Below are 13,052 nucleotides of genomic sequence, written 5' to 3' on the forward strand. Positions count from 1 at the left end.
ATTCAATCGCTGGCGGCACGGCTGGGAAGCGGGTCTTCCTGGGATGCCAGTTCGGCGAGATCCAGCCTGGCCTCGTCGATGCCCTGGGCCAAAGCGCGCTTGAGCCATTGGGCCGCCAGGACCGGATCGGCCGGTCCGGCAAGCCCTTTCCGCAGATAGCGCCCCAGCATCAACTGCGCGACCGGATGGTTCAGTTCGGCGGCCCTGGCGAACCAGATTTGCGCCTGCACCCGCTCGGTCGGAATGTCGTGCCCGCCGCCATAAAGCGCACCCAGGGCGAACATCGCACCGGCATGGCCGGCATCGGCCGCACGGCGGAACATGTCGCTTGCGGCGGCATGATCCTGCGCGCAGCCGCGCCCGTTGACCATCAATTCCGCAACGGTGACCATTGCCTCGACCATGCCTGAATCGGCTGCGCGGCGGATCCAGCGATAGGCTTCGGTCGGGTTTGCCGAAACCCCCTTGCCGTCGAGCAGCATCCGGCCATACCAATATTGCGCGTTGACGACGCCCTCCGCCGCCCGGCGCAACCAGGTCACGGCCCGCCCCTCATCGCGCTTCATGCCGATGCCTTCGGCGAGGCAGACGCCATAATTGAACGCACCGATCAAATCGCCCGATCCGGCGGCCCGTTCGAACCATTCATGGATCGGCAAGCCGTCCAGCGACGACTGCCGCGCCTCGCCCTTGAGCATCAGATTGCCGAGATCCGCCTGAGCCGCGGAATCGCCCTGCTCGGCGGCGCGGGCGAGCCAGCGCGCCGCTTCGTCGGGGTCGCGCGCCACGCCCGCGCCGGTCAGATAGAGCATGCCGAGCGCACGCGCGGCGGTCCGGTGCCCCGCTTCGGCGGCAACCCGGAACCAGATCGCCGCTTCGGCATAATTGGGCGGCAATTCTCCGCCGCGCGCATAGAGGTCGCCGACCAGGGCGGCCGCCTCGGGATCGCCCGCCAATGCCGCGCGACGGAGCCAGGATTCGCCCTCGATCGGATCCGGCGCGCAGCCCTGCCCGGTCAGCAGCATGGCGCCGAGCTTCGCCTGGGCATTCCGCACGCCGTGGATCGCCGCCTTGCGGTAATGGTTCAGCGCGCGCGCCGGATCGGGCAGCACGCCGACCGCCTGCTCATGGATAACGCCAAGCAGATAATGCGCGGTCGGCAGATCGGCCTCGGCGGCTTTTTCGATCTCGCGCATCGCCGCGACGGTTTTCTCGCCGTCATCAGCGCGGCGCATCAGGATCATGCCGATTCCAAGATGCCCCTGCGGCCAGCCTTGATCGGCGGATTTGCGATACCATGATTCGGCCTGCTCCGGGTCGCGCAGATCCTCGGGACCGTTTGCCAGGATGTAACCGAGCAGCGCCTGGCCATCCGCCGCGCCGGCTTCGGCGGCACGCCGCGCCCAGACCAAGGCCGCCGGATAATCGGCATCCCTGTTTTGTGATTCCCCGATCGTGTCGCCGAACAGGGTTGCCGTTTGCCCGACCTGATGGCTCTGGAGCCCATGAAGAAACAGCCCGGCGATCCGGCACTGGCTCTCGATATGCCCGCTCTCGGCCGCACGCATGAACCATCGCGCGGCTTCGCGCGGGTTATGCCCGAGGCCGTTTCCCTCAAGATAGGCCTCGCCCACGCGAAATTGCGCTTCGACAATCCCCGCCTCGGCCGCGACGCTGAACAGCCTGGCCGCCCGGTCCCATTGTTTCTGGCCGGCAAGCTCCTCGGCGCGCTTCAATGCCCGGCGTGGCGATAATGCGGCAAAACGATCAAGAGGGTTCATGATGGCCGGTATCGTATCGGTTCACGGCTCCCGCATGCTGTCATAGGCGACAGGCATGATCTTGGTGACGAAATAGGACAGGATGGTCCGGCGCCCGACCTTGATGTTCGCCTGCAAGGGCATGCCGGGCACCAGACGGAAACCCGGCGGCGTGTTATGCAGCATCAACTCGTCCAGCGATATCCGAGCCTTGTAATAAAGCGTGTGCGGACGGTTCGGCAGCGCGGAACCGCCTTCGCCCGGCTGCATCTCGGGGCTGAAACTGTCGGCGCTGACCGATTTCAGCGTGCCCTTGGCGGATCCGTAACGGAGAAAATCGAACGTGTCGAAATTGACCGTGACCGGATCGCCGACATGCACATAGCCCGATTCCGTGCCGCTGATATCCGCCTCGATCGACAAGGGCGCATCGATCGGCACCAGCGAAATGAATTTCTGGCCGGACTGCAACACCGATCCGACCGAAACATGAGCGATCGTCAGAACGATGGCATCGCGCGGCGCGCGCAGAACGACGAGTTGGCTCTGCAACCTCGCCTTTGCCAGATCCTGCTCGGCGGTAATCAATTTGCTCGTGGTTTTCGCGAGATCTTCGGAAACGCCGGCGGCCCATTTCTTTTGATAGGCATCCCGTTCGGCGCGCTGTGCCGCGAGATCGCGCTCGCCTGCCGCGGCGGTCGCGATCGCGCTCGACAGGGAACTGGACACCGTGAGCCTGTCGTTGAGCGCGATGAGCGAGTTCAGCTTGCTTCCCACCTGCAATTTCTGCAACTGGTTGCGCATGTTCTCGACATCCTGCGCCACATTGACGCGCTTCTTGTAGAACGAAGCCTCGTGCTCGCTTTTCGCCACGATCATCTGCAGCTCGGCGATTTTCTGGTTATAATTTTCGATCGTATAGGTTCTCTCGGCCCCCCGGCTCTGAAAAATCGCGGCCTGCAGCGCCTCGGCCGTATTCGGGTGCCGAGGTGCGTAAACCTTACCGTTCGCTTCGGCCTCAAGCCGCGCCTGCTCCGCCGACAGCGCGACGACCTGCGCCTTGAGCGCCTTGAGATTGGCATGAGCGAAGGTCGGGTTGAGCTGGGCGAGCAATTGACCCTTGCGGACGATCTCTCCCTCGTGAACCTTGATCGACTGCACGATCGACGTGTCGAACGGCTGCATCATGATCGTCGGCGCTGACGAGACGAGCTTGCCCTGCGCGGTGACGACCTTGCTGACCCGAACGGTCGCCGCGATCGCCAGGAGCGCGAACACCATCGCGGTGACGATCAGCGCGGTATAACGCGAGACGGCCGATACCGGCGTCGCGATCACCGCGGCGGTGGGCGACTGGAATTCGAGCAGCGCCATCGGCGTATCGCCAAGCTGGGCCGGAGTCGCGAGACTCATGCCCGAGGCGTCCTGAATGCCGGGATTGTTGTCGCCCTTCCGCCCAAGGGCCGGGAGGTTAATCTCCTTGAGCAAGCGTCGGAGTCGGCGCATGACGGCCTCCCTCGGGATTCATGTGGCGGTTCTGCTGGAGCCAGAGATGGCGGTAGATCGCGCATCGCTCGACGAGTTCGCCGTGCTTGCCGAGATCGATCACCTGCCCCGCATCCATCACCAGGATCTGGTCGCATTCGACCAGCGAGGCAAGCCGGTGCGAGATGATGACCATCGTTCGCCCGCGCGCGATTCGCAGAAGATTCGCGTTGATCAGCGCCTCGCTCTCGGGATCGAGCGCGCTGGTGGCTTCATCGAGGATCAGCAGGCGCGGATCGGCGATCAGAGCGCGCGCGATGGCGAGCCGCTGCTTCTGCCCGCCCGAAAGATTGGGCGAGCCTTCCTGCACGAAGGTTTCATAGCCTTGCGGCAGGCGTTCGATGAATTCCTCGGCGCCGGCAAGCCGGGCGGCACGGATCGCGTCCTCGAAGCTCAGCCCAGGTCTTCCGGCGACGATGTTATCGCGCACCGAGCCCCGGAACAGGAAATTATCCTGCAGCACGACCCCGAAGCTCTTGCGCAGGTGCCGCAGATTGATCTCGCGCAACTCGGTGTTATCGATCTTGACCGCGCCGGTATATTCGCGATTGATCCCTTGCAGCAGGCGGGTAATCGTCGATTTGCCCGAGCCCGACCGGCCGACGATGCCGAGCATGGTGCCTTCGGGGACCGCGAAATTCACCTTGTTCAAGGCAGGCGTCTTGGTGCCTTCATAGGTGAATGTGACGTTTTCGAATTCGACCGATCCCTCGAAGCGCGGGCGCAAACCGGTCGTCAGCGCGCGGCGCTCGGTCGGGCGGTTCAGCACCTGTCCGACGATGCCGACCGCCGCCCTCGCCTCCTGCGCATCCTGGATCAGCCGCGCGAAGGACACCAGAGGTCCGGCAACCCTGCCGCCGAGCAGCATGAAGCCGACAAGCCCGCCAAGCGCCAGCGGGTTTTGCGACGTCACCGCGAGGTAGCCGCCAAGAAGCAGCACACCGCCCTGGGCATAACGCTCGAACGGCAGCGACAGCGCGACAGGCCAGTTGGTCAATCTGCCCATCTGGATATTGAGCCGGCTGGTTTCGGCGACGCGCTCATCCCACTCGTCGGCGCGCACTTTTTCCAGCGCCAGCGCTTTGACCGTGCGAATCCCGTAGATGCTTTCCACCATCACCGCGCCCTTGAGGCTTTCGGCGGCGATGATCTTGCCGGTCAGGCGCGCGATCGCGGGCAGGAAGGAGGTGATGATAACGGCAATGATCGCGGCCGCGATCAGGATCGTCCATGCCAGGAATGCATCGAGATAGAACAGGATGGGCAGAATCAGCGCCACCATGAACATGTCGATGAAGGTCGAGAGCAGGCGTCCGGTGATGAAGTCGCGAACGCGATAGATCTGCGCGGCCTTATACGACAATTCGCCCGCCTGGTTCTTTTCGAAGAAATCGATCGGCAGCGTCATCAGACGGTCGAAAATCATCAGGTTCAATCGCGCATCGAGCCTGGTCGAGAGAATGACCAGCATCATTCGCCTTCCCCAGGTCAGGATCGCTTCCCAGATGATGGCGACGATGAACACCAGCGTCACCAGGATCAGGGTATTCATGCTGCGATAGATGATCACGGTGTTCAGCACGACCATGATCATCAGAATCGGCAGAACCTGCAGGATGGTCAGCGTGACCGAACTGATCGCGACATCCCGCAGAATGCGCTTTTCGACCCAGACCATCTTCCACAGCAGCGCGAAGTTGAATGCCGGCTCAACCTCCTGCCCGCCCCGCTCGCCCCTGATCAGCAGGACGGCACCGTCCCACACCTGGCGCAACTGGAGTTCGTCGACCGCCACGGGCGCCGAGCCCAGAGGTGCTCGGGGATCGCGCACGAAAATGATCCCGCGGTCCCGGTCATGCGCGACCATGATCGCGGCACCGCCATCCTGCAACAGCAGAACGACCGGCGTGGTGGTCTCGACCTTGAGCAATTGCCGGAAATTGAGGCGAATCCCGCGCGCCCACAGCCCGGATTCCCGCAGCCACTCCACGAGGTGCGGAGACATGGGCGCTGTTTCCGCCGGATCGGACCGGAGGGTTTCGATGTCGAGGTCGACCCCGTGAAAGCGGGCGACTGCCTTTACGGCCAGGATGCGGACATGGAGAGTTTCTGGCTGCTCGTGTCCGGTCGTATCGGAAGCGTCATTCATCGGGCGTATCGTCCTTCCGTCTGCCCAGGCGGGAATCGTCCGGCACAGAGCCATGGCGTTCGATGGCTTCGGCACGGCAGGCGGGCTCGCGCGCCGCCCGTCTTCTTGGATGTTTCTTTTGAATTCAATCGGTTAACTAAAGATATCGCCATCAAGCTCGTCAATAGCATAAGGGGCACCGGCGTTTCTATAGCATCGAATTCCGATAATCCGATTAATTTTCCACAAGCCATCTCTCGATTGGCACAAATCCGCCCCTTGATCGCGCTCTTGCATCATCCCGCTTCAGTGCGGCATCCCTGTTCGAAACAGGAATGGAGTCCGCCGCATCATGGAAATCCGCCCGGCAACCCCTGACGATCTGGCCGAATGCCAGGCGATCTACGCCCACCATGTCCTGGAAGGCACTGGAACCTTCGAGGAAACGCCTCCCTCGCTCGAGACGATGACCCGGCGCTACCATGGTATCGTGGATGCCGGGCGATCCTGGCTGGTCACAACCGACGATACCGGCGTGCTCGGTTTCGCCTATTTCGATCAATATCGCCCCCGATCGGCCTATCGGTTCGCCGCCGAAGACAGTGTCTATGTCCGCGAGGATGTGCGGGGCCAGGGAGTCGGCAAAGCGCTCGTGCGCCGCCTGCTCGCCGATGCGAGCGAGGCCGGATTTCGCCAGATGCTGGCGGTCATCGGAGATTCGCAAAATATCGGATCGATCGGGGTTCATGCCAGCCTGGGCTTCCAGCGGGTCGGCATTCTTCGCGATATCGGGTTCAAGTTCGGCCGGTGGCTGGACGTCGTCATCATGCAGCGAAGCCTCGCCGGCGATTATCAGGCTTAGATTTCGAGGGCTTTGCGGTTCAGGCGTGTCCCGCCTCTCCCGAAAGCGCCGCCGGATCGATCCCGATCCGGGCAAGGGAGCGGCGCCATTTCGTCTCTGGCGACCGATCGAACAGAATCGCATCGTCGGCCGAACCGGCGAGCCAGAAATTCGCGCTGATTTCGCTCTCGATCTGCCCGGCACCCCAACCCGTATAGCCCAGGGCAAGGACGCAGCGGCGCGGGCCGTGTCCCTCGACGATCGCACGCAGAACGTCGAGGCTCGCGGTCATGGCATGGCCGTCATCGACCTCCAGCGTCTCCCCGGTGCGCCAATCCGCGGAATGCAGCACGAAGCCGCGCCCCTGATCGACCGGGCCGCCGGAACATACCGGGATGTCCTGCGTAGGCGGGGTGTCCGCGAGATTCAGATTTTGCACCAGCTCGCCGAATTGCGGCCGGGCGAGCGGACGATTGAGGATCAGCCCCATCGCACCCTCATGCGAATGGGCGCAGACATAAATGACCGTCCGCGCGAAATCGCGCCCCACCAGCCCTGGCATGGCGATCAGCAAACGGCCGGTCAAAACGATCTCGTCCATCGGCATCAAATAGATATTAGGGCGGATATCGGCTTCGTCATCCCGCCCCTATCCTCTGCGCGCAACCGCGGCGCAAGGGTCGCTGCCTTCCGGCCGCTTCACGCGCGTGCCGGGTTCGGCTACCACACGGGCCGGCAAACCAGAGGCCAGGAGAAGACACGATGATCAAGGTGGGCGACAAATTGCCGACGATGAAGCTGATGAAGCCGACTCCGGACGGACCGCAGGAGGTCGATACCGGCACCCTGTTCGCCGGCAAGACCGCGGTTCTGTTCGCGGTTCCCGGCGCTTTCACGCCCACCTGCAGCGCCCGTCATCTGCCCGGCTTCCTCGAGCACTACGATGCCTTGCGCGCCAGAGGCGTCGACGAGGTGGCCTGCCTCGCGGTCAACGATGTCTTCGTGATGGGTGCCTGGGCCGCGAGCCAGAGCGGCGGAGACAAAATCACCTTCCTTGCCGACGGCTCCGGCCTGTTCACCCGCGCTCTCGGGCTGGAACTCGACCTGACCGCGCGCGGCCTCGGGGTTCGCAGCCAGCGTTTCGCGCTGATCGCAAAGGATGGCGTGGTCGCTCATCTCGCCGTGGAACAGGCGGGCGGATTCGATGTGAGCCGCGCCGAAGCGATCCTCGAGGCGCTGCCACCTTCGTGACCGGATCGTCCGGGCCGACGCTTAGCGTCGTCGTCCCGTGCTTCAACGAAAGACCGAACGTCGCCCCGATGGTGAGGGCGCTCGCCGCGAGCCTTGAAGGACTCGATTGGGAAGTCATTTTCGTCGATGACGACAGCCCGGACGGCACCGCCGAGGAAGCCCGCCGTCTGGCGCGCGAGGATAACCGGGTTCGCTGCCTGAGACGCATCGGGCGGCGCGGTTTGTCCTCCGCGGTGATCGAGGGCGGTCTCGCCAGTTCGGCCGACATCATCGCGGTGATCGACGGCGACCTCCAGCACGACGAAACCAAGCTGCCGGCCATGCTCTCGGCGTTGCATGCAGGTGCCGATCTGGTTGTCGGCAGCCGCCATGTGGGCGATGGCGACGCCGCCGGTCTCGCCTCGCCGATGCGGGCCAGGCTGTCGAACGCCGGGATCAAGCTCGCGCAATCCCTGGCGCGCGTGCCGATCACCGATCCGATGAGCGGATTTTTCATGCTGCGGCGCGACCTGTTCGAAAGCCTCACGCATCGGCTGACCGGCCAGGGGTTCAAGATCCTGCTCGATCTTCTCCTTGCGGCACAGCATCCGCTGAAAATCGTCGAAATCCCCTACCGTTTCCGCCGGCGCACCGCCGGCGAGAGCAAGCTCGACATCCTGGTGCTCGTCCAGTTCGCCGGCCTGCTGATCGACAAGGCGCTCGGCGGCACGATTCCCCTGCGATTCATCGCCTTCGCCCTGGTTGGCGGCTTTGGTCTGATCGTCAATCTCGCCGTCATGGAACTGGGCCGGCATGCCGGCCTCGATTTCGGCACCGCTCAGGCGCTGGGCACGATCGTTGCGATGATCGCCAATTTCGAGATGAATAATCGCCTGACCTATCGAAGCTCCCGGCTGAGGGGCCCACGCTACTGGCGTGGTCTGATCCTGTTCATGCTGGTCTGCGGATTGGGGGCGATCGCCAATATCGGCATCGCACGCGCCCTCTATCGGGAAAGCGCGACGAGCCTGGCGGCCAGCGCCGCCGGCTCGGCGATCGGGGTGGTGTGGAACTACGCGGTTTCGGCGACGCTGGTGTGGCGCCAGCGATGACGCGGCGATATTTCCTGCTCTTTATCGCCGGCATCACCATCGTCCGATTGATCGTCGCTTCCCTGGTGCCGCTTGCCCCGGACGAGGCCTATTACTGGCTGTGGTCGCGGCATTTGCGGCCCGGCTATTACGACGACGCGCCGCTGATCGCCCTGTGGATCAAGGCCGGAACCGGCCTGATCGGCCAGTCCCCGCTCGGCATCCGGCTGCTCTCGCCGATCGGTGCGGCGATCGGGTCCCTCCTGCTCTGGCGGGCGGGGGACGATCTGTTCCCCGGCCGGAATGCCGGCATCGTCGCGGCGATCCTGCTCAATGCGACCCTGATGCTCAACGCCGGAGCGATCATCACCACGCCGGATACGCCGCTGCTGCTGTTCTGGACGGCGACGATCGCCGCCGTCGCGCGCTGGCACGCCACCGGCGACGATCGCTGGTGGATCGCGGCCGGGATAGCGGAGGGGCTTGCTTTCGAGTCCAAATATACCGGGGTTCTGCTATTCCCGATCGTCGGGCTCTGGCTGCTGATGTCACCCGCTGGCCGGGCTGCGTTGCGCCGGCCGCTGCCCTGGATCGGACTCGGCTTCGGCCTCCTGCTGTTCGCGCCGGTGATCTTCTGGAATGCCGGGCATGGCTGGGTCAGCTTCGCCAAGCAGGGCGGCCGTTCCGCGCATCTCGATCTTTCCGATACGCTCGAACACCTTGCGGGCCTGATCGGCGGCCAGCTCGGTCTGGCGACCCCGATTGTCGCCGCGCTGATGGCGGCCGGCGTCTGGCGGGCGATCCGCGACCGGAGCACCGCAAATAAACTTGTCTGGCTTTCGGTGGTGATTCCGGGCGCGATCTTTGTCGAACACACTTTGTCCGGCGCCGTGCAGGCTAATTGGCCTTCCATCCTATACCCCGGCGCCGCCTTGGCCGCTTCCGGCGCGGCCAGCGACATGACGCGAAAATGGCTGCCCGCCGCGGCCACGCTGGGCGCCGTCATCACGGCAATCGTCTATGCTCAGGCGATCGCCGCACCGATCCCCCTGCCCGTCCGGCACGACCCGACCGCCCTCGAACTCGCCGGCTGGCCGCAGTTTGCCGCAGGCGTCGCTCGTTTCGCTCAGGTCAGGCACTCGGCCTTCATCGCGGGAACCGATTACGCAACCGTCGCCGAACTGGCTTATCGCCGGCCAAAATCGATAGCGGTGATCGGCGTCGGCCCGCGCTGGCGCTATTTCGATCTGCCCAGCCTTGCGCCGAACGCCCGCCAATCCGGCCTTCTGGTCGAACCGCGATACCTGAAACCACAAACCGATGGCCGGTTTCACGATGCCACGCTGATCGGTGCGCTCGATCGGCGTCGCGACCATAAGACGATCGAGGTTTACGACCTCTATCGGGTCGAATTAGGTTCCGCCGTGCCCGATGCAATCGTGAGAGACGCGCGATGATGCAACCCCCTACCCAAGACGACATCGTCCGCGCCCATCGGATGATCGCGCCTTTTATCGTCCGCACGCCGGCCTTGCGATCGCCGATCCTCGACGAGGAAACCGGGGCCACGGTGTTCATCAAGGCGGAACCGTTGCAACGAACCGGAAGCTTCAAGCTGCGCGGAGCCACCCACGCGCTGCTGCGCCTGCCGGAAGCAGCCCGTGCGCGGGGCGTGGTGACATATTCGTCGGGAAATCACGGTCAGGCCATCGCCTGCGCTGCCGCAACTCTCGGTATGCGCGCGACCGTGGTCATGCCGTCCGACGCCCCGGCGATCAAGCGGGACTCGACCGCGCGCTGGGGTGCGGAGATCATCACCTATGACCGGCGCAAGGAGGATCGCGCCGCGATTGGCCGGGTGATTGCCGAACGCACCGGGGCCGCGCTGATTCCACCCTACGACCATGCCGACGTGATTGCCGGTCAGGGAACGCTTGCCGTTGAACTGGTCGAGGACGCGAGGGCAGCGGGATGCGAACTCGATATGGTTCTCGTCTGCACCGGCGGCGGCGGCCTGACCGCCGGCTGCGCGCTTGCCCTGCAGCTTTTATCCCCGGAAACAAGGCTGATCGCCGTCGAGCCCGAAGGCTGGAACGATACCGGCCGCTCGCTCCACGCGGGCCGCCGCGTGGCGAATGACGGCACCGGATCGCCTCTGTGCGACGCTCTCCTTGCCATGGAGCCCGGCGAGCTGACCTTTGCGATCAACCGGCCGAGGCTGGCCGGCGCCGTCGCGGTGTCCGATCAGGCGGTCCTGGCGGCGATCGGCTTCGCCGTAAGGACATTGAAGATCGTCGTCGAGCCGGGCGGTGCGGTCGCCCTCGCCGCCTTGCATGCCGGCTTGCTTCCGGTCGCCGGCCTGACCGTCGGGATCGTCCTGTCCGGCGGCAATGTCGATCCTGCGGTCCTGGCCCGCGCGCTCGATTGCTGAACTCACCGAACCGATTCAGCTTCTGTTAATCCTGCCTCGCGATACTCCGCCGCAAAGGCGGTGGATGAACGATGGCGGTACGGAAAAATCGAGGCAGGATGGCCGGCAATCAGCCGGTCAACCTGATCATTCGCAAGGAGGAAATCGTCGAAGGCGTGCCCCATGGCGGGGCATGGAAAGTCGCTTATGCCGACTTCGTGACGGCGATGATGGCGTTCTTCCTGCTGATGTGGCTGATTAACGCGACGACGGAGGCGCAACGGATCGGCCTGGCCGATTATTTCAGCCAGGCCAATATTCTCAATCGCGGCGCATCGGGCGAAGGCAAGCCGTTCGGCGGCCATACCCCGTTCGATCATGGCGCCCTGTCATCCGATCGGGGCGCCGTTCGGGTGACGATCGGCAACAACCCGGTGCCGCGAACGGTCGCCCGCACGCCCCCTGGAGCGCATCACCATCCGGTTCCGCGATCGGGAATCCATACCGCCAGATCGGGCAAAACCATCGGAGATATTCAGCCCGGAAATATCGGTCATCGCCGGTTCGCCGCCGCGACCAGGGCGATCAGGCAAGCGATCGAGGCGGACCCGTCCCTGCGCAGCCTGGCGCGCCAGGTCAGCATCCACGAAACGCCGGCGGGTCTCAAAGTTCAGATCATGGATACGCACAAGCGGCCGATGTTCGCACTGGGCTCGGCGCAGCCCAACCCGATGACGCGCGCCCTGATCAGAAAAATCACGCCGATCCTTGCCCGACTTGGCAATCCGATCCGCATCTCCGGCGACACCGATGCACGGCCCTATCGGGTTCCAGGCCATAGCAACTGGGATCTCTCGGTCGATCGGGCGAATGCGACGCGTCAGCTGATGGAACATTCCGGCTTGCCGAAAAATCGGATCGTCGCCGTTTCCGGTTACGCCGACCGGCGCTTGCTCCTACCCGAACATCCGCGCGCCGCCGCCAATCGCCGCATCGCGATCCTGGTGTTGCGCCCCGCGCCTGCCACCGGCCCGAACCTGCCAAATCCCCGATGACGCCGTGACCCGCCACAGCCGATATTTCCGCGTGATGCTTCATCTATGCTGACCCTCGGAGGTTTGGCATTCCTTCTGGTGTGCGTGTTCGGCGTGTTCGTCGCGAGCGGCGGGGCGATCGGCCCGCTCATGAAGGCATTGCCCCTGGAATTCATCACCATCGGCGGGGCTGCCTTCGGCACGCTCGTCGCCGGCAATTCCATCCATCACATCAAGCATACGCTCGGCGATTTCAAGAAAGTCCTCAAAGGCGGCTTATTTCAAAAAGCCGACTACACGAACCTGCTCTGTCTGTTGTTCTATCTGGTGCGTCTGGCGACCACCAAGGGAGCGATGGCGCTCGAAGCGCATATCGAACGACCGGAAGAAAGCCCGGTATTTCAGCATTTTCCGGCGATCCTGAAAAACCGCCACGCCACGGCGATCATTTGCGACTATCTGCGCATGGTCGGCATGAACGCCGACGATCCGCACCAGATCGAGGATGTGATGGCGCGCGAATTGCGAAAAACCCTGACCGAAGAACTGCACGGCGCGCATAATCTTCAGGTCATGGCCGATGGACTGCCCGCTCTCGGCATCGTTGCCGCCGTGCTCGGCGTCATCAAAACCATGGCTCATATCAGTCAACCTCCCGCCATTCTCGGCGAAATGATCGGCGAAGCGCTGACCGGCACTTTTCTCGGCGTGCTGCTGGCCTATGGCATCGTCGGACCTTGTGCCGTGCGGTTGCGTGGCGTGGTCGAGGAGGATTCCAAATATTTCGAGGTCATCCGGGCCGTCCTGGTCGCCCATCTCCACGGCAACGCCCCGCAGGTCAGCGTCGAAATCGGCCGAAAAATGGTGCCGAACATGCACATGCCCAGTTTTCAGGAACTGGAAGATTCGGTCAAAAGCCTGAAAATTGGCGCCTGATACCCCCGCTTCGATCTTGATAAACATCTTGAACGAACCGGGGTCGACGCTCAAAATAAGGTGCAACACACCGGATA

At 63.8% G+C, this 13,052-nt stretch carries 12 protein-coding genes; 8 read left to right on the forward strand and 4 right to left on the reverse strand.

The window, feature by feature from the left end:
• Window positions 1-2: 2 nt before the first annotated feature.
• Genes AiwAL_RS03410 through AiwAL_RS03420 form a run of 3 tightly spaced genes read right to left on the reverse strand, consistent with a single transcriptional unit; the run spans window position 3 to window position 5,454 of the window.
• Window positions 3-1,781, reverse strand: a complete 1,779-nt coding sequence (locus tag AiwAL_RS03410) for a tetratricopeptide repeat protein (protein WP_262312116.1) — start codon at window positions 1,779-1,781, stop codon at window positions 3-5.
• Between the two features lie 21 nt (window positions 1,782-1,802).
• A complete protein-coding gene (locus AiwAL_RS03415) occupies window positions 1,803-3,266 on the reverse strand; it encodes an HlyD family type I secretion periplasmic adaptor subunit (RefSeq protein WP_262312117.1) in 1,464 nt (487 codons plus the stop codon).
• A complete protein-coding gene (locus AiwAL_RS03420) occupies window positions 3,232-5,454 on the reverse strand; it encodes a peptidase domain-containing ABC transporter (RefSeq protein ID WP_407932516.1) in 2,223 nt (740 codons plus the stop codon). The genes AiwAL_RS03415 and AiwAL_RS03420 overlap by 35 nt, the downstream gene beginning before the upstream one ends.
• On the opposite strand from AiwAL_RS03420, the gene AiwAL_RS03425 reads away from it, so the two are divergent.
• Both AiwAL_RS03425 and AiwAL_RS03430 read left to right on the forward strand, forming a co-directional pair.
• Complete coding sequence (locus AiwAL_RS03425; RefSeq protein ID WP_262312118.1) at window positions 5,404-5,811, forward strand: hypothetical protein; 408 nt, start codon at window positions 5,404-5,406, stop codon at window positions 5,809-5,811. The genes AiwAL_RS03420 and AiwAL_RS03425 overlap by 51 nt on opposite strands.
• Window positions 5,786-6,295 (forward strand): GNAT family N-acetyltransferase, encoded by a 510-nt coding sequence (locus AiwAL_RS03430; protein ID WP_262312119.1) that lies wholly within the window; start codon window positions 5,786-5,788, stop codon window positions 6,293-6,295. The genes AiwAL_RS03425 and AiwAL_RS03430 overlap by 26 nt, the downstream gene beginning before the upstream one ends.
• Before the next feature lie 19 nt (window positions 6,296-6,314).
• Here the strand turns inward: AiwAL_RS03430 and AiwAL_RS03435 are convergent, their stop codons facing one another.
• Complete coding sequence (locus tag AiwAL_RS03435) at window positions 6,315-6,875, reverse strand: YqgE/AlgH family protein (RefSeq protein ID WP_235703200.1); 561 nt, start codon at window positions 6,873-6,875, stop codon at window positions 6,315-6,317.
• A gap of 161 nt (window positions 6,876-7,036) precedes the next feature.
• On the opposite strand from AiwAL_RS03435, the gene AiwAL_RS03440 reads away from it, so the two are divergent.
• The 6 genes from AiwAL_RS03440 to motA all read left to right on the forward strand — a co-directional run bounded on the left by AiwAL_RS03440 (window position 7,037) and on the right by motA (window position 12,975).
• A complete protein-coding gene (locus tag AiwAL_RS03440; protein ID WP_262312120.1) occupies window positions 7,037-7,525 on the forward strand; it encodes a peroxiredoxin in 489 nt (162 codons plus the stop codon).
• On the forward strand, window positions 7,522-8,616 hold the full coding sequence (locus tag AiwAL_RS03445) for a glycosyltransferase family 2 protein (protein WP_262312121.1): 1,095 nt from the start codon (window positions 7,522-7,524) through the stop codon (window positions 8,614-8,616). Before AiwAL_RS03440 ends, AiwAL_RS03445 begins: the two co-directional genes overlap by 4 nt.
• Window positions 8,613-10,052, forward strand: a complete 1,440-nt coding sequence (locus AiwAL_RS03450; protein ID WP_262312122.1) for a glycosyltransferase family 39 protein — start codon at window positions 8,613-8,615, stop codon at window positions 10,050-10,052. Before AiwAL_RS03445 ends, AiwAL_RS03450 begins: the two co-directional genes overlap by 4 nt.
• The gene (locus tag AiwAL_RS03455; protein WP_407932520.1) at window positions 10,052-11,026 is read left to right on the forward strand and encodes a threonine/serine dehydratase; all 975 of its coding nucleotides are present in this window, start codon (window positions 10,052-10,054) and stop codon (window positions 11,024-11,026) included. The genes AiwAL_RS03450 and AiwAL_RS03455 overlap by 1 nt, the downstream gene beginning before the upstream one ends.
• 98 nt (window positions 11,027-11,124) lie before the next feature.
• Window positions 11,125-12,060, forward strand: coding sequence for a flagellar motor protein MotB (locus tag AiwAL_RS03460; RefSeq protein WP_235703196.1), 936 nt, complete (start codon window positions 11,125-11,127; stop codon window positions 12,058-12,060).
• A 45-nt stretch (window positions 12,061-12,105) separates the two neighbouring features.
• On the forward strand, window positions 12,106-12,975 hold the full coding sequence (gene motA / locus AiwAL_RS03465; protein WP_235703195.1) for a flagellar motor stator protein MotA: 870 nt from the start codon (window positions 12,106-12,108) through the stop codon (window positions 12,973-12,975).
• Window positions 12,976-13,052 lie beyond the last annotated feature (77 nt).

The sequence above is a fragment of the Acidiphilium sp. AL genome (genome assembly GCF_025499445.1).
Taxonomy (GTDB): domain Bacteria; phylum Pseudomonadota; class Alphaproteobacteria; order Acetobacterales; family Acetobacteraceae; genus Acidiphilium; species Acidiphilium iwatense.